26 protein-coding genes are annotated in these 22,466 nt (G+C 73.1%); 10 read left to right on the top strand and 16 right to left on the bottom strand.

Annotated elements, in window-relative coordinates:
- The first annotated feature begins 67 nt into the window (after positions 1–67).
- The 3 genes from hemE to hemQ are packed head-to-tail and all read left to right on the top strand — an operon-like array spanning position 68 to position 3,247.
- A complete protein-coding gene (hemE, locus tag ACI6PP_RS08005) occupies positions 68–1,108 on the top strand; it encodes a uroporphyrinogen decarboxylase (protein WP_421110607.1) in 1,041 nt (346 codons plus the stop codon).
- Positions 1,108–2,535: a protoporphyrinogen oxidase gene (gene hemG / locus ACI6PP_RS08000; RefSeq protein WP_421110605.1), complete on the top strand. Its 1,428-nt coding sequence runs from the start codon at positions 1,108–1,110 to the stop codon at positions 2,533–2,535. The genes hemE and hemG overlap by 1 nt, the downstream gene beginning before the upstream one ends.
- Positions 2,525–3,247 (top strand): hydrogen peroxide-dependent heme synthase, encoded by a 723-nt coding sequence (gene hemQ, locus ACI6PP_RS07995; RefSeq protein ID WP_421110604.1) that lies wholly within the window; start codon positions 2,525–2,527, stop codon positions 3,245–3,247. The genes hemG and hemQ overlap by 11 nt, the downstream gene beginning before the upstream one ends.
- Positions 3,248–3,265: 18 nt before the next feature.
- Here the strand turns inward: hemQ and ACI6PP_RS07990 are convergent, their stop codons facing one another.
- The 5 genes from ACI6PP_RS07990 to ACI6PP_RS07970 are packed head-to-tail and all read right to left on the bottom strand — an operon-like array spanning position 3,266 to position 6,628.
- A complete protein-coding gene (locus tag ACI6PP_RS07990) occupies positions 3,266–3,853 on the bottom strand; it encodes a hypothetical protein (protein ID WP_421110602.1) in 588 nt (195 codons plus the stop codon).
- A 22-nt stretch (positions 3,854–3,875) separates the two neighbouring features.
- A complete protein-coding gene (gene msrB / locus ACI6PP_RS07985; RefSeq protein WP_421110601.1) occupies positions 3,876–4,289 on the bottom strand; it encodes a peptide-methionine (R)-S-oxide reductase MsrB in 414 nt (137 codons plus the stop codon).
- Between the two features lie 46 nt (positions 4,290–4,335).
- The gene (locus ACI6PP_RS07980; RefSeq protein WP_421110600.1) at positions 4,336–4,854 is read right to left on the bottom strand and encodes a hypothetical protein; all 519 of its coding nucleotides are present in this window, start codon (positions 4,852–4,854) and stop codon (positions 4,336–4,338) included.
- Between the two features lie 17 nt (positions 4,855–4,871).
- Positions 4,872–5,942, bottom strand: a complete 1,071-nt coding sequence (locus ACI6PP_RS07975) for an ATP-dependent DNA ligase (protein WP_421110598.1) — start codon at positions 5,940–5,942, stop codon at positions 4,872–4,874.
- A 2-nt stretch (positions 5,943–5,944) separates the two neighbouring features.
- Complete coding sequence (locus tag ACI6PP_RS07970; RefSeq protein WP_421110596.1) at positions 5,945–6,628, bottom strand: SDR family NAD(P)-dependent oxidoreductase; 684 nt, start codon at positions 6,626–6,628, stop codon at positions 5,945–5,947.
- Between the two features lie 52 nt (positions 6,629–6,680).
- Between ACI6PP_RS07970 and ACI6PP_RS07965 the strand changes: the two genes are divergently transcribed.
- Positions 6,681–7,520, top strand: a complete 840-nt coding sequence (locus ACI6PP_RS07965; protein ID WP_421110594.1) for a PPK2 family polyphosphate kinase — start codon at positions 6,681–6,683, stop codon at positions 7,518–7,520.
- 38 nt (positions 7,521–7,558) lie between these two features.
- Here the strand turns inward: ACI6PP_RS07965 and ACI6PP_RS07960 are convergent, their stop codons facing one another.
- From ACI6PP_RS07960 to ACI6PP_RS07935, 6 genes are all read right to left on the bottom strand, one after another.
- Positions 7,559–8,308, bottom strand: a complete 750-nt coding sequence (locus ACI6PP_RS07960; RefSeq protein WP_421110592.1) for a sirohydrochlorin chelatase — start codon at positions 8,306–8,308, stop codon at positions 7,559–7,561.
- 50 nt (positions 8,309–8,358) lie between these two features.
- Positions 8,359–9,084: a phosphoadenylyl-sulfate reductase gene (locus ACI6PP_RS07955; RefSeq protein WP_421110591.1), complete on the bottom strand. Its 726-nt coding sequence runs from the start codon at positions 9,082–9,084 to the stop codon at positions 8,359–8,361.
- Positions 9,081–9,248, bottom strand: coding sequence for a hypothetical protein (locus tag ACI6PP_RS07950; RefSeq protein WP_421110589.1), 168 nt, complete (start codon positions 9,246–9,248; stop codon positions 9,081–9,083). Before ACI6PP_RS07950 ends, ACI6PP_RS07955 begins: the two co-directional genes overlap by 4 nt.
- Positions 9,245–10,921 carry a nitrite/sulfite reductase gene (locus ACI6PP_RS07945; RefSeq protein WP_421110587.1) on the bottom strand — a complete coding sequence of 559 codons (1,677 nt, stop codon included), beginning with the start codon at positions 10,919–10,921 and terminating at the stop codon, positions 9,245–9,247. Before ACI6PP_RS07945 ends, ACI6PP_RS07950 begins: the two co-directional genes overlap by 4 nt.
- 304 nt (positions 10,922–11,225) lie before the next feature.
- Positions 11,226–11,855, bottom strand: a complete 630-nt coding sequence (locus ACI6PP_RS07940) for a hypothetical protein (protein ID WP_421110586.1) — start codon at positions 11,853–11,855, stop codon at positions 11,226–11,228.
- A 20-nt stretch (positions 11,856–11,875) separates the two neighbouring features.
- A complete protein-coding gene (locus ACI6PP_RS07935; RefSeq protein WP_421110585.1) occupies positions 11,876–13,519 on the bottom strand; it encodes an acyl-CoA dehydrogenase family protein in 1,644 nt (547 codons plus the stop codon).
- 17 nt (positions 13,520–13,536) lie between these two features.
- On the opposite strand from ACI6PP_RS07935, the gene ACI6PP_RS07930 reads away from it, so the two are divergent.
- The 3 genes from ACI6PP_RS07930 (at position 13,537) to ACI6PP_RS07920 (ending at position 16,148) form a co-directional block, all read left to right on the top strand.
- Complete coding sequence (locus ACI6PP_RS07930) at positions 13,537–14,724, top strand: YihY/virulence factor BrkB family protein (RefSeq protein ID WP_421110584.1); 1,188 nt, start codon at positions 13,537–13,539, stop codon at positions 14,722–14,724.
- A 139-nt stretch (positions 14,725–14,863) separates the two neighbouring features.
- A complete protein-coding gene (gene rsgA / locus ACI6PP_RS07925; protein ID WP_421110582.1) occupies positions 14,864–15,925 on the top strand; it encodes a ribosome small subunit-dependent GTPase A in 1,062 nt (353 codons plus the stop codon).
- Positions 15,926–15,962: 37 nt separating this feature from the next.
- Positions 15,963–16,148, top strand: a complete 186-nt coding sequence (locus ACI6PP_RS07920; protein WP_421110580.1) for a hypothetical protein — start codon at positions 15,963–15,965, stop codon at positions 16,146–16,148.
- A gap of 89 nt (positions 16,149–16,237) precedes the next feature.
- Here the strand turns inward: ACI6PP_RS07920 and ACI6PP_RS07915 are convergent, their stop codons facing one another.
- The 3 genes from ACI6PP_RS07915 to ACI6PP_RS07905 form a co-directional block, all read right to left on the bottom strand.
- Positions 16,238–16,459, bottom strand: coding sequence for a hypothetical protein (locus ACI6PP_RS07915; RefSeq protein WP_421110579.1), 222 nt, complete (start codon positions 16,457–16,459; stop codon positions 16,238–16,240).
- 209 nt (positions 16,460–16,668) lie between these two features.
- Positions 16,669–17,292 carry an Ltp family lipoprotein gene (locus tag ACI6PP_RS07910; protein WP_421110577.1) on the bottom strand — a complete coding sequence of 208 codons (624 nt, stop codon included), beginning with the start codon at positions 17,290–17,292 and terminating at the stop codon, positions 16,669–16,671.
- Between the two features lie 218 nt (positions 17,293–17,510).
- Positions 17,511–17,975 carry a cupin domain-containing protein gene (locus ACI6PP_RS07905; RefSeq protein WP_421110575.1) on the bottom strand — a complete coding sequence of 155 codons (465 nt, stop codon included), beginning with the start codon at positions 17,973–17,975 and terminating at the stop codon, positions 17,511–17,513.
- A 106-nt stretch (positions 17,976–18,081) separates the two neighbouring features.
- On the opposite strand from ACI6PP_RS07905, the gene ACI6PP_RS07900 reads away from it, so the two are divergent.
- Positions 18,082–19,557 (top strand): aldehyde dehydrogenase family protein, encoded by a 1,476-nt coding sequence (locus tag ACI6PP_RS07900; protein WP_421110574.1) that lies wholly within the window; start codon positions 18,082–18,084, stop codon positions 19,555–19,557.
- A gap of 35 nt (positions 19,558–19,592) precedes the next feature.
- Positions 19,593–21,158 carry a GMC family oxidoreductase gene (locus ACI6PP_RS07895; RefSeq protein ID WP_421110572.1) on the top strand — a complete coding sequence of 522 codons (1,566 nt, stop codon included), beginning with the start codon at positions 19,593–19,595 and terminating at the stop codon, positions 21,156–21,158.
- A gap of 30 nt (positions 21,159–21,188) precedes the next feature.
- On the opposite strand, the gene ACI6PP_RS07890 is transcribed toward ACI6PP_RS07895, so the two are convergent.
- Positions 21,189–21,563, bottom strand: a complete 375-nt coding sequence (locus ACI6PP_RS07890) for a hypothetical protein (protein ID WP_421110570.1) — start codon at positions 21,561–21,563, stop codon at positions 21,189–21,191.
- A 106-nt stretch (positions 21,564–21,669) separates the two neighbouring features.
- Between ACI6PP_RS07890 and ACI6PP_RS07885 the strand changes: the two genes are divergently transcribed.
- Positions 21,670–22,101 (top strand): ester cyclase, encoded by a 432-nt coding sequence (locus ACI6PP_RS07885; protein ID WP_421110569.1) that lies wholly within the window; start codon positions 21,670–21,672, stop codon positions 22,099–22,101.
- A 64-nt stretch (positions 22,102–22,165) separates the two neighbouring features.
- Here the strand turns inward: ACI6PP_RS07885 and ACI6PP_RS07880 are convergent, their stop codons facing one another.
- Positions 22,166–22,372, bottom strand: a complete 207-nt coding sequence (locus tag ACI6PP_RS07880; RefSeq protein ID WP_421110567.1) for a hypothetical protein — start codon at positions 22,370–22,372, stop codon at positions 22,166–22,168.
- Positions 22,373–22,466 lie beyond the last annotated feature (94 nt).

The following is a 22,466-nucleotide window of genomic DNA, read 5'->3' as shown; positions in this document are numbered from 1 at the left end:
GCAGCGTAGGCGCACGGGGCGTCGCCCCGCGGCTGCGACGCGCCGTCGGGGCTGGGAGGATCGGGGGGTGGCAGACCTTCCCGACCTCAGCTCGTCGGCCTTCCTCCGCGCCTGTCGCGGCGAGGCCGTCCCCCACACGCCCGTGTGGTTCATGCGTCAGGCCGGCCGCTCGCTGCCCGAGTACCGCGCGCTGCGCGAGGGCGTCCCGATGCTCGAGTCGTGCCGGCGCCCCGACATGGTCGTCGAGATCACCATGCAGCCGGTGCGCCGCTACGGCGTCGACGCGGCCGTCTTCTACTCCGACATCGTGGTGCCGCTCAAGGCCATCGGCGTCGACCTCGACATCGTGCCGGGCACCGGTCCGGTGGTCGCGAACCCGATCCGCGACCTCGCCGGCGTCTCGCAGCTCCGCGACCTGGAGCCCGACGACGTCGACTACGTGACGCAGTCCGTCCAGGGCCTGGTGGGCGAGCTCGGCTCGACGCCGCTCATCGGCTTCGCCGGCGCGCCGTACACGCTCGTGTCGTACCTGGTGGAGGGCGGGCCGTCCAAGGACCACCGCCACTCCAAGGCGCTGATGTACGGCGACCCCGAGACGTGGGACGCGCTGATGTCGTCCCTGGCGCGGATCTCGGCACGGTTCCTGCGCGTGCAGGTCGAGGCGGGGGCGTCGGCCGTCCAGCTGTTCGACTCGTGGGCCGGCACGCTGTCGCTGGCCGACTACGAGCGCTACGTCCGCCCCTACTCCGAGCGCGTGCTGGCCGACGTCGCCGACCTCGGCGTGCCGCGCATCCACTTCGGGGTGGGCACCGGCGAGCTGCTGCACTCCATGGGCGAGGCCGGCGCGGACGTCGTCGGCGTCGACTGGCGCGTGCCGCTCGACGAGGCCGCCAAGCGCGTCGGCGGCGGCAAGGCGCTGCAGGGCAACCTCGACTCGACGCTCGTCTTCGCACCCACCGACGTGATGACCGCGCGCGCCGCCGAGGTGATCGAGGCCGGACGCTCCGCACCCGGGCACGTGTTCAACCTCGGTCACGGCGTGCTGCCGGCCACCGACCCCGACCAGCTGGCCCGCCTCGTCGACTTCGTCCACGCCTACCCGGTCTGATGCCGATCCGGGTGGCGGTGGTCGGCGGCGGGATCGCCGGCGTCACCGCTGCGCTGGAGCTGCGCGACCGCCTCCACGACGCCGAGATCACGCTGCTCGAGGCGGCCCCGCAGCTCGGTGGCAAGCTGGGCACGCGCGAGGTGGGCGGCGTGCGGGTCGACACCGGCGCCGAGTCGATGCTGGCCCGGCGCCCCGAGGGCACCGACCTCGCCCGCCGCGTGGGCCTGGCCGACGACGTCGTCCACCCCAACAAGGTCGGCGCCGCCATCTGGACGCGTGGCGCGCTGCGCCCGATGCCGCCCACCGTGATGGGCGTGCCGGCCGACCGCGCGGCGCTCGCGGCGAGCGGCGTCCTGTCCAGGTCGGGCGTCCTGCGGACGCGCGCCGACGTGCCTCGTGCCCTGCCCGAGCGCGACGTCAGCGTCGGCGACTTCGTGGCGTCCCGTCTCGGACGGGAGGTCGTCGACCGCCTCGTCGAGCCCCTGCTCGGCGGCGTCTACGCGGGGCACGCCCACCGGCTCTCGCTGACGTCGGCCGCGCCGCAGGTGGCGGCTCTGGTCGACGGCCGCACGCGCCTGGTCGCGGCCGCGGCGGGCAGCCTCGCGCGCACCCGCTCGGCCGCGGGCGGGGCCACCACGCCGGTCTTCGCGGGCATCCGAGGCGGCATCGGACGCCTGCCCGACGCCGTCGCCGCCGCGTCCGGGGCCGACGTGGTGCTCGGCGCGACGGTCCGCGAGCTGCACCGCACCGCCGACGGCTGGCGGCTCGTCCACGGACCCACCACGCACCCCGTCGTGCTCGACGTCGACGCCGTGGTGCTCGCCGTCCCCGGCGCCCCCACCGCCCGGCTGGTGGGCGAGGTCGCACCCGTCGCCGCCCGCGCGCTGCGCGAGGTGAAGTACGCGAGCATGGCGATCGTGACGCTGGCCGTCGATCCCGCGACGATCGACCCCGCCCTCGGCTCGGGCTTCCTGGTGCCGCCGGTCGATGGGCGCTCGATCAAGGCGGCCACCTTCTCGTCGCGCAAGTGGGGCTGGCTGGAGCCCGCCGACGGCGGGCCGTTCGTCCTGCGCACCTCGGTGGGCCGCGCGGGGGAGGAGGCGCTGCTGCAGCGCGACGACCACGAGCTCGTCGAGCTGGCGATGGCCGACCTCGCCGAGGCCGCCGGTCTGCGCGGCCCCCTCGTCGACGCGCACGTGCACCGGTGGGGCGGCGCGCTGCCGCAGTACACCGTCGGCCACGCCGAGCGGATCGCCACCGTCGAGGACGCCGTCGCCCGCGTCCCGGGCCTGGAGCTGTGCGGCGCGGCCTACCACGGCGTCGGCATCCCGGCCGTCGTCGCGGGCGCTCGTGCCGCGGCCGGACGCGTCGCGGACCGCTGGCGCACCACCACCGGGGCCGCGCCACAATGGACCCATGAGCACTGACACCTCCGGCAAGGTCCCGCACCACGGCAAGATCGCCAAGGAGGTCAACGAGACCGTCCGCTACACGATGTGGTCGGTGTTCCGTCTGGCCGTCCCGTTCGGCGACGTCGACCGCGCGAAGGCCGTCGGCGAGGTGGAGGAGCTGTTCGCGTCCCTGGCCGAGCAGGACGTCGTCGTCCGCGGGCTCTACGACGTCAGCGGCCTGCGTGCCGACGCCGACCTGATGGTCTGGTGGCACGCGCCGTCGTCGGACCAGCTGCAGGACGCCTACCAGGCCCTGCGCCGCACCGAGCTCGGCCAGCACCTCGCGCCCGTGTGGTCGCAGATGGCGCTGCACCGCCCGGCAGAGTTCAACAAGGCGCACATCCCGGCGTTCATGGCCGGGGAGCAGACGCACCCCTACATCTGCGTGTACCCCTTCGTGCGCTCGTACGAGTGGTACCTGCTGCCCGACGACGAGCGCCGCGACATGCTCCGCGAGCACGGCATGGCGGCCCGCGACTACCCCGACGTCCGCGCCAACACCGTCTCGTCGTTCGCCCTCGGCGACTATGAGTGGATCCTGGCGTTCGAGGCCGACGAGCTGCACCGCATCGTCGACCTCATGCGCGACCTGCGCGCCACCCGCGCGCGCCTGCACGTGCGCGACGAGATCCCCTTCTACACCGGCCGCCTCCGCGGCGTCCCGCAGCTGCTCGCCACCCTGCCCTGACGGGTCCAGGTACTGGGCTCAGCCGGCCTCGGCGCTCTCGATGTCGGCGCAGGCCCGGCTGACCGACGTCGACCCGGTCTCGGGACCGCAGAGCACGACGTCCATCTCGACCTCGAGCTCGCGGGTGAACAGGCCGGTGTCGTAGGTGATCCGCAGGTCGAGGCCACGGCCCAGGCCGGGCGCGGACTTGCGCACCTCGAGCGCGAGCTCGGAGGAGTCCGTCGGAGCGCCGCAGGTGCGCGTCACGTCGCGTCGCTCGAAGCCCCCGCGGCGACCGAGGGTGCTGGGCTGGGACGGGTCGGCGCCGCGCGTGGCCAGCTGCGGTCGCACCCCCCACGCGGTGACGCGCGCGCCGCCCTGGTTGGTCACGAAGGACACGTCGGTGATGGTCACGTCACCGGGGCGGTCGAGGCACACGTCGAGGCCCTCGACCACGTAGGAGGTCTCGGGCTGCGACGACGCGACGAACCGGTTGGTGCCGGCGGCGCCCGGGCTGACGAGGTCGGCGGCGCGGTCCTGGTAGACGCGGAAGCCGGCGGCGGCGACGCCGATCACGACGACGACCGCCACCGCGACCACCCGGGTGTTCCTCGCCGACAGCCCCATGGGCCTCAGGCTATCGGGGGCGCTAGGCCTTGTCGGCGTCCGGCTCCAGGGTCAGGCTGACGCCGTTGATGCAGTAGCGCTGGTCGGTGGGGGTGCCGAAGCCCTCGCCCTCGAAGACGTGCCCCAGGTGCGAGCCGCAGCGCGCGCAGCGCACCTCGGTGCGCACCGAGAACATCGAGCGGTCCTCGATCAGCTCGACGCGGTCGCCCGCCAGCGGGGACCAGAAGGCCGGCCAGCCGCAGTGCGCGTCGAACTTGGTGTCGCTGCGGAACAGCTCGGCGCCGCACGCCCGGCAGGCGTACACGCCGGGGGTCGGGTCGGTCTCGTACGAGCTGCTGAACGGCCGCTCCGTGCCCGCCTTGCGCAGCACGTCGTACTCCTGCGGGCTCAGCTCAGCCCGCCACTCCTCGTCGGTCTTCTCCACGTCGTAGGCCATGTCTCCAGCCTACTGAGCCACGCACGCGACGCCCGACGAGCGGGCGTCAGATCAGACCTACGCCTTCCCCTCCGCCGGACTGCTCGTCGAAGGTCTCGTGCTCGAGCAGGTGGAGGGTGGGGATGTCGAGGGCACGCTTGGCGCGGGCGGCCCAGTCGAGGCCGAAGAACTCGCGCACCAGGTGCGGCTGGGTGAGGACGATGGCCTCGTCGGCCTTCACCTCGGCGACGAGCGCCTCGAGCGCGCGGACGGGGTCGTCGGTGGTGAGGTGGCCGGTGACCTGCTGGCCGGCGGCCTCGAGCCCGGCGGTGGTGGTGGCGAGCTGGTCGGCACCGGCCTCCTCGGTGAGGTGCTGCATGTGCCGGACGTCCTCGGGGTCGCCGACGGGCACGACGTCGACGCCGCCGAGGGTGCCGAGCGAGGCGGCCATGGCGGCCGCGGCGTCGTCGACGGGCAGCAGCACGTGGTACTCGACGGTGTCGTCCAGCCCCTCGTGCAGCGACACCACCTGGCGCACGTCGAGCTCGGTCAGGGCCTGTTCGGTCAGCAGCACGACGGAGTACATGACGCCAGCCTAGGCGGTCACTGCAGGACGTCGGACAGGTCGTAGGCGGCGGGGACGTCGAGCTGGTCGTAGGTGCAGGACGCGGGGTCGCGGTCGGGGCGGAACCGCACGAACTGGGTGGCGTGACGGAAGCGTCGCGACTGCAGCTGGTCGTAGGCCACCTCGACGACGACGCGGGGGTCGAGCGGGACGAACGCCTGGTCCTTGGCGCCGCTCCAGCGGTGCTCGTTCTCCGGACGGCGGTCGTCCTCGCCGCGCTCGCCCGACGTCCAGGGGTGGTCGCCGGCGTCGACGCGCAGCTCGTCGAGCATGGCGGCGAGGTCGGCGCGCACGCCGTCGGCGAAGGCCGCGCAGCCGCCGACGAACTGCAGCACGCCGTCGTCGTCCCAGAGGCCGAGCAGCATCGAGCCCAGCAGGGGGCGGGCGGCGCTGGAGCGCTTGTGCGGGCGGTACCCGGCGAGCACGGTGTCGGCGGTGCGCTGGTGCTTGACCTTGAGCATGGTGCGGCGGCCGGGGGAGTAGCGGGCGCCGACGGGCTTGGCCACCACGCCGTCCAGGCCGGCGCCCTCGAAGGTGTCGAACCAGCCCCGGGCGACGTCGACGTCGTGGGTCACGCGGCTGAGGTGGAGGGGTGGGTCGACGGGCTCGAGCACCCGTTCCAGGCGGGCGCGGCGGTCGGAGAACGGCAGGTCGAGGCAGGAGTCGTCACCGTCCGCGAGCAGGTCGAACGCGACGAACGAGGCCGGGGTGGCCGCGGCGAGCTCGCGGACGCGGGCGGCGGACGGGTGGATGCGGTCGCTGAGGCGGTCCCAGTCCAGCCGCCCGGCGACGGGGACGACGATCTCGCCGTCGAGCGCGCACCGCCGCGGCAGCGCGCTGGCCAGGACGGCGTCGACCAGCTCGGGGAAGTAGCGCGTGAGCGCCTTGCCCGACCGCGACCCGAGCACCACGTCGTCGCCGTCGCGGAACAGCAGGCAGCGGTAGCCGTCCCACTTGGGTTCGTAGGCGTAGTCGCCGGCCGGCACCGTGTCGACGGCCCGCGCCAGCATGGGTGCGAGGTCGACCGGCACGGGCAGGCCCAGGGGCATGGTCAGAGCCGGCCGAGGCGCACCTGGTGGGCGCCGGCGTCCGAGCCCGCGCCGAGGGCGAGGACGCGCGCGACCACGTCACCGATCTCGACGACCGCCTCGTCGGCGTGCTCGGCCTGGCCGTCGTCGACGATCGGGTTGACGATGCACAGCTCGTGGAAGCGGACGGCCTCGCGCGACTCCTCGGCCCGCAGGACGTCGAGCAGCATCGTCTGCGCCGCGCCGGTGACGCTCACCGGGCCCGAGGCGGCCTCGGGCTGCACCGTCGCGATGCCGTTGGTGGTGACGTACGCCGAGCCGGCGGGGTCCAGGTGCGGGACGACGGCGCGCGCGGCGAGCCAGTGCGACGTCAGGTTGCTGCGCAGCAGGCCGTCCCAGGTGTCGGCGTCGAGGTCGACGAGGTGCGGGCCCTCCCACCAGCCGCCGACCGAGGCGGACGCGAACGTGACCGGTGGTGCGTCGTCGAGCACCCGGCCGAGGTAGGTGGACCCGTCCGGGGTGGAGACGTCGGTCTGGAGCAGCACCACGCGGTCGTCGTCGGCCCACGCGGGCAGGTCGGTGGAGCGCCGGGTGGGGACGGTGACGCGCGCCGCGCCGGCCGCGAGCAGGCCCTCGACGACGTGGCTGCCGACGTACCCGGTGCCGCCCAGGACGACGGCGTGACGGGCTGGCTGGAGGCTGGTCATGCGGCCATCCTGCCACCGGTGCAGGGGCACGTCGGTGCCTATGCTGGCGCGCATGACCTCACTGAGCGAGACCCTGCGCGTCCAGCCCGGCACGGTGACCCTCGCGGGACGCGACTCGCGCGAGGTCCTCGGCTTCGACGGCGGCAAGTCCGAGGGCAAGGACGCGATGGCCGAGCTCGCGCCACGGCTCGAGGACGCCCAGGAGCGGCTCTACGCGGCCGGGCGGGCGGCGTCGGACCACCGGCGGGTGCTGCTCGTGCTGCAGGGGATGGACACCGCGGGCAAGGGTGGCGTCGTCAAGCACGCGGTGGGGCTGCTCGACCCGCAGGGCGTGCAGATCACGTCCTTCGGCAAGCCGACGCCCGAGGAGCTCGAGCACGACTTCCTGTGGCGCGTCGAGAAGGGCGTGCCCGGGCCCGGGACGGTCGGCATCTTCGACCGCTCGCACTACGAGGACGTGCTCATCGGACGCGTGCGGCAGCTGGCCCCGCCGGAGGAGATCGAGAGCCGCTACGACGCGATCAACGCCTTCGAGCAGCGCCTCGTCGACGACGGCGTGACCATCGTCAAGTGCTTCCTGCACATCTCGCCGGACGACCAGCGCGACCGTCTGCTGGCACGTCTGGACGACCCCACCAAGCACTGGAAGTTCAACCCGGCCGACATCGACGAGCGTCAGCTGTGGGACGCCTACGCCGAGGCGTATGCGATCGCCCTCGAGCGCTGCTCCACCGAGGCGGCGCCGTGGCACGTCGTCCCCAGCGGTCGCAAGTGGTACCGCAACTGGGCCGTCGCCCAGCTCCTCGCCGAGCACCTCGAGGCGCTCGACCTCCCCTGGCCGCAGGCCGACTTCGACGTCGACGAGCAGAAGGCGCGCCTCCTCGACGAGTGATCGATTACCAGGTTCTCCTGGTAAACGATCGACCCCCGTCAGGCCGGGATCGGGACGAGCTCGACGGCGCCCACGGCGTAGCGGGCGAGGACGGTGCGGGCGATCTCCTCGTCGTCGCCGAGGGGCTCGGCGACGGCGACGGCTCCGGCCTCGAGGGCGAGCTCGGCCGCGCGGTCGGGCAGGAAGCCCGGGGCGAGGAAGAGCGAGCCCATCGCGATGTGACGACGTCCGTCGGCGCGCAGGGCGCGGACGGCCTCACCGGCCGCCGGCGGGGACGCCGAGGCGAACGCGGCCACCGTCGGCAGCTTGTGCCGGGCGCCCCAGGCGCGGGCCACGCGGGCCACGTGCTGGTTGGCGAGCTGGTCGGTGGAGCCCGCCGCGGCCAGCACCAGGCCGTCCAGCTCGCGCACCCGGGCGCCGGAGAGCGCCGCGCGGAGGCGACGGTCGAGGACGTCGAGGGTGCCGTTGTTGGTGCCGAGCACGTCGGTGGCGTGGATCTTGAGACCGGGGTGACGCTGGGCGGCGGTCTCGATCGCGGCGGGGACGTCCACGGTGGCGTGGAACGCGCGGGTGATGAGCAGCGGGACGACGACGATCTCGTCGTAGCCCTCCGCGACGAGCCGGTCGACGGTCGTCGGGAACGACGGGTCGGCGAGCTCGAGGAACGCGGTCTCGATCCTCAGGTCGGGACGCATGCATGCGACCGTCTCCGTGAGGGCAGTGATGGTGGCGGCCGAACGTGGGTCTCGGCTGCCGTGTGCGACGGCGACCAGGGCTGGTGCGGTCATGGTGCGTGCCTCCTTCCTGAGGTCATGCGGTGGTGCTGGGGGTGGGAGAATCAGAGGTTGATGCCGCACTCGGACTTGCCGGTGCCGGACCAGCGTCCGGCGCGGGCGTCCTCGCCCGGGGCGACCCGGCGCGTGCACGGGAAGCACCCGATGGACGGGTAGCCGTCGTACTGCAGCGGGTTGACCAGGACGTTGTTGTCGGCGATGTAGCGGTCGATGTCGGCCTGCGTCCAGCGCGCGAGCGGAGAGATCTTGACCTTCTGCTTGCGGTCGTCCCAGCCGATGACGGGGGCGATGACGCGGTCGTGGGTCTCCTCGCGGCGCAGGCCGGTGGCCCAGGCGTCGTAGCCGGCGAGCGCGTCGCGCAGGGGCTCGACCTTGCGCAGCGCGCAGCAGCGGTCGGGGTCGCGCGCCCACAGGTCCTTGCCCTCGGTGGCGTCCTGCTCGGCGACGGTCTGCTTGGCGCGGACATTCACGACGGTGACGGGCAGCGTGGCCGCGACGGCGTCGCGGGTGCCGATCGTCTCGGCGAAGTGGTAGCCGGTGTCGAGGAAGACGACGTCGACGCCGGGCGCCACGGTCGAGGCGAGGTGGGCCAGCACGGCGTCGGTCATCGACGACGTGATCGCGAACCGGTCGCCGAACATCTCGACGGCCCAGCCCAGGATGATCTCGGCCGGCGCCAGCTCCAGCTCGGCGCCCGCGATGCGCGCGGTCTCCTCGAGCTCGGCGGGCGAGCGGCCGATCAGTCGGCCTTCGGGGGACGTCAGGGTCATGCGAGGTCACCTCCAGTCTGGTGCGGGGCGAGCTGCCCGATGAACGAGAGCCGGAACGCCCTCAGGCACGAGCGGCACTCCCACTCGCCGTGCTTCTCGCCGTGGGGACGCAGGTCCTCGTCGGCGCAGTAGGGGCAGTGGAACGGGACGGCGCGGCCGGTCATCGCAGCGCCTCCTCGTCGGCGCGGGACACCCAGCGGGCGAACGACTCGCCGTCGGTGCGGGCGTCGAGGTAGCGGCGGGTGATGCCCTCGACGTAGTCGGCGAGGTCGTCGCCGGTCACCTTGTGCGCGCGCAGCTTGCGACCGAAGCCGGCCTCGAGGCCGAGCGCACCGCCGAGGTGCACCTGGAACCCCTCGACCTGCGAGCCGTCGGGCCCGGGGACCAGCTGGCCCTTGAGGCCGATGTCGGCGGTCTGGATGCGGGCGCACGAGTTGGGGCAGCCGTTGACGTTGACCGTGATCGGCACGTCGAGGTCGGGGATGCGCCGCGTCATCTCCTCGGCGAGGCCGGCCGCACGGGCCTTGGTCTCGACGATGGCCAGCTTGCAGAACTCGATGCCGGTGCAGGCCATCGTGTTGCGGCGCCAGGCCGACGGACGCGCGTGCAGCCCGAGCTCGTCGAGCGCGGCGATCAGCGGCTCGACCTGGTCCTCGTCGACGTCGAGCACGACCAGCTTCTGCATCGGGGTGGTGCGCACGCGGGTGCTGCCGTGCGCCTCGACGACGTCGGCGAGCTTGAGCAGCAGGCTGCCGGAGATGCGTCCGACCGACGGGGCGACGCCGACGTAGAACCTGCCGTCCTTCTGACGGTGCACGCCGACGTGGTCGCCGGGCGTCTCGGGCGCGAAGGCCTCGGGGCCGTCGACGAGCGTGCGGCCGAGGTACTCCTTCTCCAGCACCTCGCGGAACTTCTCCGGGCCCCAGTCGGCGACGAGGAACTTGATGCGCGCACGGGTGCGCAGGCGGCGGTAGCCGTAGTCGCGGAAGACCTCGACGACGCCCTTCCAGACCTCGGGCACCTCCGCGAGCGGCACCCAGGCGCCGAGGCGCTGGGCGAGCATCGGGTTGGTGGACAGGCCGCCGCCGACGAAAAGGTCGAAGCCGGGGCCGTGCTCGGGGTGCTCGACGCCGACGAACGCGATGTCGTTGATCTGCGGGACGACGTCGTGGCTGGGGTGGCCCGAGATCGCGGTCTTGAACTTGCGGGGGAGGTTCGACAGCTCGCGGTCGCCGATGTAGAGGCGCTCGATCTCCTCGATCGCGGCGGTGCCGTCGATGATCTCGTCCTCGGCGATGCCGGCGACGGGGCTGCCGAGCACGACGCGCGGGCAGTCGCCGCAGGCCTCCTGCGTCGACAGGCCGACGCCCTCGAGCTTGTCCCAGATCGCGGGCATGTCGCGGACGTCGATCCAGTGGTACTGGACGTTCTGGCGGTCGGTGAGGTCGGCGGTGTCGCGGGCGTGGTCACGCGAGATCTCGCCGACGGCGCGCAGCTGCTCGAGGTCGAGCTGGCCGCCGTCGATGCGGACGCGGAGCATGAAGAACTCGTCGTCGAGCTCCTCGGGCTCCAGGGTGGCGGTCTTGCCGCCGTCGATCCCGGGACGACGCTGGGTGTACAGGCCCCACCAGCGGAACCGTCCGCGCAGGTCGCCGGGGTCGATCGAGGAGAACCCGCGGTGCGCGTAGATGTTCTCGATGCGCGCCCGCACGTTGAGCGGGTTGTCGTCCTTCTTGGACTGCTCGTTGGCGTTGAGCGGCTCGCGGTAGCCCAGCGCCCACTGGCCCTCGCCGCGCTTGGGGCGGGGGCGGCGCGCGGGCGTCTGCGTGCTGGTCATGCGAGAAGGCGTCCTTCGGTCGAGGAGGGCAGGACGCGACAGCAGAAAGGCACCGGAGTGCGGCTCTGGCCGCGCGTCCGATGCCGAGGGGGAGAAGCTGCTCAGGCGGTCGCGAGGTCCGAGGACGTGCGACACATCTGGCTACGCAGACGTCCGAGGTCCACGTGGCGGCGGACCACCAGGTGGGTCGTCGAGGCGCTGAGCATGGGATCAGTCTGGATCGCACGTGAACGGCGCACAAACGGTGGTCTCGACATGTGGACATGGCATCCACATGCTGGACACTCGGCGTGGCCGGACCGGCTCAGAGGACCTCGGCCTCGGCCACCACGGCCCGCATCCACAGGCCTGCGAGCCCGTGGCCGACCAGCACCGTGACCCCGGTCACCAGGGCCGTCGTCCAGCCCAGGGAGCCCGCTGCGGCGACGCCGAGCAGCGCTGCGGGGTGCGCGGCGGACCCTAGCGCACCCGGCAGGAGGGCCCCGCCGACGACGCCCGACAGCCCGGCGGCGGCGTCCTGCGCGTGCAGGTCGGCCAGCACCGCGGCCAGCCCGCCGACGAGCCCCACGACCACGCCGAGCAGCGCGGCCGTGCCGAGGCCCGGGGGAGCGACGTCGGGGGTGGCGGCCAGCCGTCCGCCGACCAGCGACGCACCCAGCCCGGCGACGACCGCGCCCACCACCTGCGCGGCGACGAGCGGCAGCAGCCGGCCCGGCGCCGTCCGTCCGCGGAGCGCGAGCGCGAAGCCCCACGCCACGTCCGCCACCGGGATGCCCGCCTCGGTGTCCTGCGACAGCTGCGCGGTGGCCCAGGCCAGGACGGCGAGCGTCGCGCCGACGGCCAGTGCGGCCGTGGCGGCGCCGGCGCCCGAGACGGCGCAGGCGACCAGGGTGACCAGGGCTCCGCACAGGGCGGCCGAGACGTACTCACGCATGGCCGAAGGGTAGGGCCCCGTCAGGACGCCGGCGTCGTCCGTTCGACGATCGCCTGCAGGTCGAGCCCGGACGGGAGGGTGCCGAAGACGCCGCCCCAGTCGCCGCCGAGCCGGCTGGCGCAGAACGCGTCGGCGACGGCCGGCGCCCCGTGACGCAGCAGCAGGGCGCCTTGCAGGCAGACCGCCATCCGCGAAGCGACGTGGCGCGCGCGGGCCTCGGCGTCCTCCAGCTCGCCCAGCCCGGCGAGCACGTCGTCGACGGCGTCGTCGAGGCGACGGTCGGCCCTGCGCACCGCCCCCACCTCAGCGATCCAGGCCTCCAGGCAGCCGGGCTCGCGCTGCAGGGCGCGCAGCACGTCGAGGGCGTTGACCGAGCCCGAGCCCTCCCACACCGAGTTCAGCGGCGACTCGCGGAACAGCAGCGGCATGCCGGACTCCTCGACGTAGCCGTTGCCGCCGAGGCACTCCAGCGCCTCGGCCACCTGGAACGACGTCCGCTTGCAGACCCAGAACTTCGCCAGCGGCAGCGCGATCCGTCGCAGCGCCTTCTCGTGCTCGTCGTCGGCGGCGTCCACGCTGGACGCGAGCCGCAGCCCGAGCAGCGTCGCGGCGTCGCTCTCGACGGCGAGGTCGGCCAGGACGTTCCGCATGGCGGGCTGGCCGGCGAGCGTGGAGCCGAACGCGGCGCGGTGCGACGCGTGCCAGGACGCCTCGGCGGTGGCGCGGCGCATCAGGGACGCCGAGCCGAGCACGCAGTCGAGCCGGGTGGCCGCCACCATCTCGATGATCGTGCGGACGCCGCGACCCTCGTCGCCCAGACGGGTGGCGCGGGTGCCGTCGAGCTCGAGCTCGGCCGACGCGTTGGACCTGTTCCCGAGCTTGTCCTTGAGCCGGACGATCGCGAACGGGTTGCGGGTGCCGTCGGGCAGCACGCGCGGCACCAGGAAGCAGGTGAGGCCCTCGGGGGCCTGCGCGAGGACGAGGAACACGTCGTTCATGGGCGCGCTGGTGAACCACTTGTGGCCGCGCAGCAGGTACTCGCCGGGCGTGGACGTGGGCTCGGCGACGGTGAGGTTGGCACGGACGTCCGAGCCGCCCTGCTTCTCGGTCATGCCCATGCCGGCGAGCAGGCCGCCCTTGTCGTCCGGCGTGCGCAGGCCGGGGTCGTAGGCGCGCGACGTCAGACCGGGCGACCACTGCTTGGCCAGGCCCTCGTCGGCGCGCAGGGCGGGCACGGCGGCGTACGTCATGGTCATCGGGCAGGCGTGGCCCGGCTCGACGTGCGTCCACGCGACGTACCCCGCCGCGCGCCGCAGGTGGGGCGACGGCTCGTCCGACGTCCAGGCCGCGCCGGCCAGGCCGTGGCCGACGCCGCGGTCCATCACCCAGTGGTACGACGGGTGGAAGTCGACCTCGTCGACGCGGCGGCCGTACCGGTCGGCGGTGCGCAGCCGCGGCCCGTTCTCGTTGGCCCGCATCCCGTGCTCGCGGGCCTCGGCCGACCCCGCCAGACGTCCCAGCGGCGTCAGCGACGCCAGCACCGCGTCGGCGCCGTCGCCGGCGAACGCGCGGACGGCGTCGGCGAGGGCGGCGTCGTCGGCCACGGTGTCGCGCCCGACGAGCGGCGGCGCCTGGTTCTCAGGTACACGCTGGAGGGGGTCCATGTCGTTACCGTAGGCGCATGTCAGCCGAGGCGGGAGCGCGTGCGGACGACGCCGCACCGGCGCCGTCGGCCACCGCTTCGCGCTGGCGCGAGGCCCGCCACACGCTCTGGCGGATCATCACCGGCACCGTCGCCAGCTGCTTCCGCTACCGCGTCACCGGCCTGGCCGCCGAGGCCGCGTTCTTCGCCATCTTGTCCCTGCCGCCGCTGATCTTCGGGCTGGCGGGCAGCGTCGGGTACGTCGCCAACCGGTTCCAGGTGGCCGAGGTCGACGTGTTCAAGGACCGGATCCTCGACATCGTGTCGCAGGCGCTCACGCCGTCCACGGTGGAGGCGGTGATCGAGCCGACGCTCGACGACGTCCTGCGTGGCGGACGCATCGACGTCATCTCCATCGGGTTCGTGCTCGCGCTGTGGTCGGGCTCGCGCGCGCTCAACGTCTTCATCGACACCATCACGATCATGTACGGCCTGGGCGGGCGCCGCGGCATCGTCAAGACGCGGGCGCTGTCGTTCGCGCTGTACGTGGTGGCGCTGCTGCTCGGCATCGTGCTCGTGCCGCTGATCCTGGCCGGACCCACGCTCGTCGACCAGTTCGTGCCCGAGAGCTTCGCGTTCGTCGCCCGGCTCTACTGGCCGACGGTGCTGCTGCTGTCGATCGTCTTCCTCACCACGCTGTACCACCTGTCGGTGCCCGTCCGGACGAGCTGGTGGTACGACCTGCCCGGCGCCGTGCTGACGCTGACCATGTGGATCCTCGGCAGCTGGGCCGTCCGCGGCGCGCTGGGCGTGACGGCCGACGCGGGGCAGTCGACGTCGATCTACGGGCCGCTCGCCGCGCCCATCGCGATCCTGCTGTGGCTGTACGTGCTGTCGATCTCGGTGCTCATCGGCGCCGCGCTCAACGCGTCGGCCGAGCGCGTGTTCCCGTCCGCGTCCACGTCGCGCGCCCGGCTCGAGCTGGTGCGCCGGTTCCGCGAGCGGGCCCGGATGCCCTGGCAGCAGCAGCTCGACGGGCAGCCGCGCGAGGACCTCGAGCCCGAGCTGGAGCAGGTGGTGCTCGACCAGCACCAGTTCGGCGACGAGCTGGAGGAGCGGACGCGCCGCGTCGTCGAGGACGCGATCGCGCGCCGCGCGCGGGGGGCCGAGCCGGTTCCCGAGGAGGCGGCGGAAAACCAGGTGCGGCCCGGCGCCGACCGGGTCTAGTTTCGCCGCAGAGACACCACCGGAGCGGAAAGGAGGGCCATGACCGTGCGACTCGGCACCGACCGCCCGACCCCGCCCGTCGCGCCCTGACCTGACCGGTCGGCCCGGCCGCGCACGGGAGCAAGCAGAGAGCCTCCACGTGAACGACATCCTCACGTCCCTCGGCTGGGACGACTCCTGGGCCGCCACGGCCCGCACCCTCGACCCCGATCTCCTCCCCGGTCGCCTCACCCGCGTCGACCGCGGCCTGTCCACCCTGATGACCGCCGACGGCCCGATCCGCGCCGGCCTCGGCGGCGGCCCGCTCGACGCGACGGCCCGCGACTCCACCCTCGGGCCCTGCGTCGGCGACTGGGGCCTGGTCCGCCGCTGGCCCGACCAGCGCGCCACGCTCGAGCACCTGCTGCCGCGACGCACGTGCGTCGTCCGCGCGATGGCGTCCGGACGATCGGAGGTGCAGGCGCTGGCGGCCAACGTCACCAGTGCCGCGGCGGTCTGCGGTCTGGACCAGATGCCGTCGGTCGCCCGCGTCGAGCGGCTCGTCGCGCTGGCGTGGGAGAGCGGTGCGCAGCCCGTCGTCGTCCTCACCAAGGCCGACCTCGCGGCGGACGCCGACGACGTCGCCGCCGACGTCCTCGCCGAGGTGCCCGGGGTCGAGGTGGTGGTGTGCAGCGTCGAGGACGGCCGCGGGCTCGACGCGCTGCGCGCCCGGGCCGCGTCCGGCACGCTCGCGCTGCTGGGCTCGTCGGGCGCGGGCAAGTCCAGCCTCGCCAACGCGCTGGTCGGCGCCGACGTGCTGCTCACCCGCGGCATCCGCTCGGACGGACGCGGGCGGCACACGTCCGTCCGCCGCGAGCTGGTCCTCCTGCCCGGCGGGGGAGCGGTGGTCGACACGCCGGGCCTGCGCCAGGTGGGCCTGGGCTCGGGCGCCGAGGGCGTCGCGGCGACGTTCGCCGACGTGGAGGAGCTGGTCGCGTCGTGCCGCTTCGCCGACTGCGGCCACGCCGGCGAGCCCGGCTGCGCGGTTCGGGCCGCCCTGGACGACGGCTCCCTGACGGTGCGCCGCTACGACAGCTGGCGGGCGCTGCAGCGCGAGGCCGCCTACATGGCCCGGCGCAGCGACGCGCGGCTGCGGGCCGCCGAGCTCAAGGTCTGGAAGCAGCGGACCCGCGAGCACCGGGGCGCGGCGCGGCGGCGCTGATCGTGCGGGCGTCGCTCGTTGCCGCGAGGGTGGACGCATGACCTCTCCCACCGACCCTGCCGGCGACGAGTCCTACAGCGCGCCGTCCAGCGACGACGAGCAGGACGAGAAGGGCGACGGCGGTGCCGAGACGGGCACCCCGTTCGCGTCCGAGGGCGGCACCAGCCCCGGCGCCGTCACCGACGAGCCCCGCGAGCGCGACGAGCCCCAGCGCTCGGAGTAGCCGGCCCCGCGTCCCCGATCCGATGCCTTGTGGTCCTCAAACCCTGTCCTTGAGCACCAGAAGGCATCAGATCGCGGACGCGACGGACGTCAGGACTCGCCGAGCCCCAGCACGCTGATCGAGCCGTCCTCGAAGATCTGGGTGGTGAGGACGCCGTCGCCGAGGGAGACGAGCGCGTCGCGCACCACCCCGACGGGGAGCCCGGTGTCGTCGGCGACGTACTGGTCGTTGACGGAGGTCTCGCCGCCGGAGGCGAGCAGCCTCGTGGCGGAGTCGAGGACCTGCTGGGTCGTGTCGTCGGTGTCGGTCATCGCCCCATCCTCGCCTGTCGGGCCCGCGTCCGCGAGGGCGAGGCTCGAGCCCGACGGTGACGAGGCCGACGAGCGGACGGACAGGCTCGTGCGAGTCCACCGTGTGGAGAACCCCGGACGCCCGCGGTGGCGTCCGGGGTTCTGGAACTGGATCGGAGTCTTCCCTCAATGCCAGACGGGGCGCGCCGTCCTTGGTTCGAGGTCGGCCCTCAGAGCCCCGCCTTGGTGACTCCGTACTCGGCCTGCTCCTGCGTGTAACCGTCACCCGCGCTCGAGGTCAGCTGCTCGATCAGTCCGGACCGGGAGAACGACGTCATCTCGAGGTAGTTCTTGGCCGCCTTGGCTGCCTGCTTGTTCCAGTCCACCTCGATGTGGTTGACGGCGAACTTCGCGTCGGCCTTGGGGTAACCGTCACCGGCGTCGGACGACAGCTGCTGGATCAAGCCCTTCTTGGAGAACGGCGCGAACTCGAGGTAGTTCTCGGCCGCCTGCACGGCGTTCTCCTGCGAGGCGGTCATCTCGGGCTCCTTCTCGACAGCCGGCTCCTCCGCAGCCGCCTCCTCGTCCGAGGCCGCCACCTCCTCGGCCGTCGGGGTCGCGGCAGGGGCTGCGCTCGCCTCCGTCGCCGCGACGGGAGCGGGCGTCTCCGAACCGCCGCCGTTGCTAGCGACCGTCGCGCCGATGACCACGAGCACGAACGCCGCACCCCACCAGCGCTTCTTCTTGAACCAGGGTCGGGTGGCCTTGGCGTACGCACGGGCGGCCTTGGCCTCGGCCTTGGGGTTGCGCATCTGCTCGAAGCCTTGCGGGTTCGTGTGGGGGGTGCCGGACATGATGGTCTTCCTCCGAGAATCGACGACGGGCGGCGAGAACGACTCGCTCGCTTTGTGCTCACCAGCGCCGTGGACCGTCAGGGCCTGTGTGCGTGGTTGCCTGCGAAACGTAGATCGACCCGAGTCCGGTTGAGACGCGAATGTCCCTATTCGGCAGTTCGTGAAATCAGGTCATCGATCCGGTCGATCTCGTGTAGGTCGGGCCGCCGGATCGACGATCAGGTCTGGCCGGGCTCCTGCCCGGCGACTCGAGGGTCGGCGTCCGCGAGGGCGAAGTCGGCGTAGGTGAAGCCGGGGGAGACCACGCACGTCACCAGGGCCCGCCCCGGACCGGCCGTGCGCGCCCGCTGCCACCACCCGGCGTGCACCAGCACCTGCGGCTGCTCGCCGGCGTCGAGGTCGGTGCCGAGCCGACGCTCGACGTCGGCGTCGGCGGGCGGCGCGTCACCCTCGGCCAGGCCCAGCACGAGCGCCGGCCCGCTGTGGTGCATCCACAGCTCGTCGGACGCGACGCGGTGCCAGGCCGACTCCTCGCCGTCGCCGAGCGAGTACAGGATCGCCGTCGCGGTGGACCGCAGGCCCTCGTACCCGGGCAGCTGGACGTCGTGCGCGCTGCGCCACGTCTCGCGGAACCACCCGCCCTCGGGGTGCGGGGTCAGGCCGAGGATCGGGTGCGGCTCCATGACGCCGACGCTACCGGGACGTGTCGGTGGGCCCTCGCGGACGCACGACGCGTCGGCGTGGTCCAGAATCCTCGGGAGGCACCATCCCGAGACCCGAGGAGCCCGCGTGAGCGCCACGACGCTGTACATCGACGGACGCTGGGAGGCGGCCGCGGACGGCGGCACCCGTGAGATCCGATGCCCCGCCGACGGCACCGCGGTCGCCACCGTCTCGGAGGCCGGCCGCGCCGACACCGTCCGCGCGATCGAGGCCGCCACGCGCGCCTTCGCGGGCCCGTGGCGTCGCACCACCGGCTTCGAGCGCGGCGACGTCCTGCTCGCGGTGGCCGCGCAGATCCGCGAGCGCAAGGAGGAGCTGGCGCGCGCGGAGTCGCTCGACACCGGCAAGCGGATCTACGAGAGCCGCCTCGACATGGACGACATCGCGGCCTGCTTCTCCTACTTCGGCAAGATCGCCGGCCAGGACGCCGGACGGCTCGTCGACGCCGGCAGCCCCGACGTCGTCAGCCGCGTCCAGCGCGAGCCCGTGGGCGTCTGCGGCCTGATCTCACCCTGGAACTACCCGCTGCTGCAGGTGGCCTGGAAGGTCGCGCCCGCGATCGCCGCCGGCTGCACGTTCGTGCTCAAGCCCAGCGAGCTGACGCCCAGCACCGCGATCGTCCTGATGGACGTGCTGACGGCCGCGGGCGTGCCGGCGGGCGTCGCGAACCTCGTCACGGGCACCGGCGTCGACGCGGGCGCGGTGCTGTCCGAGCACCCCGACGTCGACCTCGTCTCGTTCACCGGCGGGCTGGCCACCGGCAAGGTCATCGCCGCGTCGGCCGCGGCGAGCGTCAAGAAGGTGGCCCTGGAGCTCGGCGGCAAGAACCCGTACGTGGTGTTCGCCGACGCCGACCTCGACGCCGCGCTCGACAACGCCCTCAACGCCGCGTTCCTGCACTCCGGCCAGGTCTGCTCGGCGGGCTCGCGCCTGGTGGTCGAGGAGTCGGTGGCCGAGACGTTCGTCGACGAGCTGGTGCGCCGCGCGCAGCAGATCGTCATGGGCGGGCCGTTCGACAACGACGTCGACACCGGGCCGCTGATCTCCGCGGCCCACCGCGACAAGGTGACGGCGTACGTCCAGGCCGGCGTCGACGAGGGTGCGCGCGTCCGCTGCGGCGGCACCTGGGGCGAGGGCCCGCTCGCCGACGGCTTCTACTACGCGCCCACCGTCGTCGACCAGGTGACGTCCGACATGTCGGTCGTCCAGGACGAGGGCTTCGGGCCGGTGATGACCGTCGAGACGTTCCGCACCGAGGACGAGGCCGTCGCGATCGCCAACGACACCCGCTACGGCCTGGCGGCCGGCGTCTGGTCGACCGACGCGTCGCGCACCCAGCGCGTGGCCAACCGGCTGCGTCACGGCACGGTGTGGATCAACGACTTCCACCCCTACCTGCCACAGGCCGAGTGGGGCGGCTTCGGGCACTCCGGCGTCGGGCGCGAGCTCGGGCCGACGGGCCTGGAGGAGTACACCGAGCCCAAGCACGTCTACCAGAACCTCGAGCCCGCCGTCACCGGCTGGTTCCCCGAGCGCGACTGACGCTCCGCACGATCGCACGACAGGAAGAGACGACGATGAGCAGCAACGAGTTCGACTACGTGGTGGTGGGCGGCGGGTCCGCCGGCGCCGTCGTCGCGGCCCGCCTCAGCGAGGACCCGTCGGTGACGGTGGCGCTGGTCGAGGCCGGCCCCGACGACCGCGGCCGTGACGAGATCCTGCGGCTCGACCGCTGGATGGAGCTGCTCGAGTCGGGATACGACTGGGACTACCCGGTGGAGCCGCAGGAGAACGGCAACTCGTTCCTGCGCCACGCGCGCGCCAAGGTGATGGGCGGCTGCTCGTCGCACAACTCGTGCATCGCGTTCTGGGCGCCGCGCGAGGACCTCGACGAGTGGGAGCAGGTGCACGGCGCCAAGGGCTGGGGCTACGACGCGCTCAAGCCGCTGTTCACCCGTCTGGAGACCAACGACCACGCCGGACCCGACGCGCCGCACCACGGCACCGACGGCCCGGTGCACCTGATGGACATCCCGCCCAGCGACCCGTGCGGCGTCGCGCTGCTCGACGCGTGCGAGGACGCCGGCATCCCGCGCGTCACGTTCAACGCCGACAGCACCGTCACGCGGGGCGCGAACTTCTTCCAGGTGAACCGCCAGGCCGACGGCACGCGCGCGTCGTCGTCGGTGTCGTACGTGCATCCGGTGGTCGACGAGCGCGACAACTTCACGCTGATCACCGACACCCGTGTGGTCCGGCTGCGCATGGACGGCACCCGCTGCACCGGCGTCGACACCGCCACCGGCGCGTTCAGCCACATCGGCCGGATCACCGCGCGTCGCGAGGTCGTGCTGTCGGCCGGCGCGATCGACTCGCCGAAGATCCTCATGCTCTCGGGCATCGGCCCGGCCGAGCACCTGCGCGAGACCGGCGTCGAGGTCGTCGTCGACTCACCCGGCGTGGGGGAGCACCTGCAGGACCACCCCGAGGCCGTCATCCAGTGGCGCGCCGCGCAGCCGATGGTCACCGAGAGCATGCAGTGGTGGGGGATCGGCGTGTTCGCCTGCACCACCGACGGGCTCGACCGGCCGGACCTGATGATGCACTACGGCTCCATGCCGTTCGACATGCACACGCTGCGCCAGGGCTACCCCACGGCGGAGAACGCGTTCTGCCTGACGCCCAACGTCACGCACGCCCGCAGCCGCGGCACCGTCCGCCTGCGCAGCCGCGACTTCCGCGACAAGCCGAAGGTCGACCCGCGCTACTTCACCGACCCCGAGGGCCACGACATGCGCGTCATGGTCGAGGGCCTCAAGCTCGCTCGTCAGATCGTCGCGCAGGCGCCGATGGCCGACTGGGCCGAGTCCGAGCTGACGCCCGGCCCCGGCGCGCAGAGCGACGAGGAGCTGGCGGCGTACGTCCGCGCCACGCACAACACCGTCTACCACCCGGCGGGCACGGTGCGGATGGGCCCGGACGACGACCTGATGTCGCCGCTCGACAGCGAGCTGCGCGTCAAGGGCGTCCAGGGCCTGCGGGTCGCCGACGGCTCGGTGATGCCCGAGCTGACGACCGTCAACCCCAACATCACCACGATGATGATCGGCGAGCGCTGCGCCGACCTGATCCGCGGCGTCTGAGGACGCTGGGCGTGGGAGCGGCCGTCAGGCTCACGTGCAGCCGGCGGCCGCTCCGCTCGCCTCGAGGTACCCGATCAGGTCGGCCTGGCCCGACGCGCCCTTGGCCTTCTGGATCTCGCCCGTGATGCCGTCGCAGTTCTTGGCCTCGGTGTAGCCGTCGATCTTCTGCTGCAGGCCGTCGTCGTAGTTGTCCCAGTCGACGGTGGGCAGGTCGGACGGCGACGGCGTGGCCGACGCGGCCTCCTTCTGCTGCTCGTCGCCCTGGGGCGTCGGGGTGGCGTTGTCGGTGCGCCGCACCTCGGCCGGATCGGTCTCGTTCGCGTCGGGCGACCCGCACCCGGCGAGCAGGACGGTGCCGGCCATCGAGGCGGCGATCAGGGCTGCGGAGAACTTGGACGAACGCATGGATCCGACGCTACGTCCGGCCGGACGGGTGGGCCCAACGACGCGCGTCGGTTCGGCGACGGCCACCGGCCGCGGACGTGACCTCCTGGTTTGGAAGGATCGCCCCATGCACACCCTCGCGGAACGCCGACGCGTCGCGGTCGTGACCGACATGATCACGGCCATCAACCGACGTGAGATGCACCGGCTCGAGGAGTTCTTCGCCGCGGACTTCGTCCTCAACGGGACGCCCTGGGACGCCGACCGCCTGCGCGCCGAGCTGGACAAGATGATCGACGCGTTCCCCGACTTCCAGTGGCGCATCGAGTTCGCCGTCGTCGACGGCAAGCGCCTCGCCTGCCGGCTCCACGACACCGGCACCCACATGAAGGACTTCCGCGGCGTCCGGGCCACCGGCCTGCGCATGCAGGCCAACGAGCTCGCCCTCTACCGCTTCGAGGGCCGCAAGATCGTCGAGCTCTGGCTCTCGGCCGACCAGGTCCTTCTGCGCGACCAGATGCTCGACATCTACAGCGGCGACCCCCACTCCTCGTCCTGACGAGAGTCCCTGGATCGTGGCTGGTCTCTGGATCGTGGTCGCTATCGCGACCCGGATCCAGAGATCAGATCGTCTCCACCGCCGACCACGCGTCCTCGACGCGCCGCGACACCGCCACCGGCCGCACGTGAACCGTCAGCAGCTCCTGACGCCACTCCAGGAACCCCTCGCGCCCGTCGACCGGCAGCTCGGACTGGTCGTGCATCCGCGGCCCGCTGTCGTCGCACTCCGGACACGTCGCACGCACCCACATGGGGTCGGTCTGGCTCATGGGTCCCATCCAACCTGACGAGGCGGTCACAGCGCCGATCGGCGTCGCTCGTCCGCGAATCCGCCCGAACCAGGGACGTTCCATGACAAGCTGC

The organism is Solicola agrisoli (genome assembly GCF_049059935.1).
Classification (GTDB): Bacteria; Actinomycetota; Actinomycetes; order Propionibacteriales; family Nocardioidaceae; genus JAURVT01.
Note: the sequence above shows the minus strand (reverse complement) of the source record. Positions and strands in the feature narration are given on the sequence as shown.

Bases quoted from the DNA above. Each gene is read 5' to 3' on its own strand.
- ACI6PP_RS07895 (WP_421110572.1), top strand. From the start codon at position 19,593: ATGAGCAGCAACGAGTTCGACTACGTGGTGGTGGGCGGCGGGTCCGCC.
- ACI6PP_RS07880 (WP_421110567.1), bottom strand. From the start codon at position 22,372: ATGAGCCAGACCGACCCCATGTGGGTGCGTGCGACGTGTCCGGAGTGC.
- ACI6PP_RS07905 (WP_421110575.1), bottom strand. From the start codon at position 17,975: ATGGAGCCGCACCCGATCCTCGGCCTGACCCCGCACCCCGAGGGCGGG.
- msrB (WP_421110601.1), bottom strand. From the start codon at position 4,289: ATGGCCTACGACGTGGAGAAGACCGACGAGGAGTGGCGGGCTGAGCTG.
- hemQ (WP_421110604.1), top strand. From the start codon at position 2,525: ATGAGCACTGACACCTCCGGCAAGGTCCCGCACCACGGCAAGATCGCC.
- ACI6PP_RS07930 (WP_421110584.1), top strand. From the start codon at position 13,537: ATGTCAGCCGAGGCGGGAGCGCGTGCGGACGACGCCGCACCGGCGCCG.
- ACI6PP_RS07960 (WP_421110592.1), bottom strand. From the start codon at position 8,308: ATGACCGCACCAGCCCTGGTCGCCGTCGCACACGGCAGCCGAGACCCA.
- ACI6PP_RS07945 (WP_421110587.1), bottom strand. From the start codon at position 10,921: ATGACCAGCACGCAGACGCCCGCGCGCCGCCCCCGCCCCAAGCGCGGC.
- ACI6PP_RS07910 (WP_421110577.1), bottom strand. From the start codon at position 17,292: ATGTCCGGCACCCCCCACACGAACCCGCAAGGCTTCGAGCAGATGCGC.
- ACI6PP_RS07890 (WP_421110570.1), bottom strand. From the start codon at position 21,563: ATGCGTTCGTCCAAGTTCTCCGCAGCCCTGATCGCCGCCTCGATGGCC.
- ACI6PP_RS07940 (WP_421110586.1), bottom strand. From the start codon at position 11,855: ATGCGTGAGTACGTCTCGGCCGCCCTGTGCGGAGCCCTGGTCACCCTG.
- ACI6PP_RS07885 (WP_421110569.1), top strand. From the start codon at position 21,670: ATGCACACCCTCGCGGAACGCCGACGCGTCGCGGTCGTGACCGACATG.
- hemG (WP_421110605.1), top strand. From the start codon at position 1,108: ATGCCGATCCGGGTGGCGGTGGTCGGCGGCGGGATCGCCGGCGTCACC.
- ACI6PP_RS07935 (WP_421110585.1), bottom strand. From the start codon at position 13,519: ATGGACCCCCTCCAGCGTGTACCTGAGAACCAGGCGCCGCCGCTCGTC.
- ACI6PP_RS07980 (WP_421110600.1), bottom strand. From the start codon at position 4,854: ATGTACTCCGTCGTGCTGCTGACCGAACAGGCCCTGACCGAGCTCGAC.
- ACI6PP_RS07955 (WP_421110591.1), bottom strand. From the start codon at position 9,084: ATGACCCTGACGTCCCCCGAAGGCCGACTGATCGGCCGCTCGCCCGCC.
- ACI6PP_RS07915 (WP_421110579.1), bottom strand. From the start codon at position 16,459: ATGACCGACACCGACGACACGACCCAGCAGGTCCTCGACTCCGCCACG.
- ACI6PP_RS07965 (WP_421110594.1), top strand. From the start codon at position 6,681: ATGACCTCACTGAGCGAGACCCTGCGCGTCCAGCCCGGCACGGTGACC.
- ACI6PP_RS07950 (WP_421110589.1), bottom strand. From the start codon at position 9,248: ATGACCGGCCGCGCCGTCCCGTTCCACTGCCCCTACTGCGCCGACGAG.
- ACI6PP_RS07970 (WP_421110596.1), bottom strand. From the start codon at position 6,628: ATGACCAGCCTCCAGCCAGCCCGTCACGCCGTCGTCCTGGGCGGCACC.
- ACI6PP_RS07990 (WP_421110602.1), bottom strand. From the start codon at position 3,853: ATGGGGCTGTCGGCGAGGAACACCCGGGTGGTCGCGGTGGCGGTCGTC.
- ACI6PP_RS07975 (WP_421110598.1), bottom strand. From the start codon at position 5,942: ATGCCCCTGGGCCTGCCCGTGCCGGTCGACCTCGCACCCATGCTGGCG.
- ACI6PP_RS07920 (WP_421110580.1), top strand. From the start codon at position 15,963: ATGACCTCTCCCACCGACCCTGCCGGCGACGAGTCCTACAGCGCGCCG.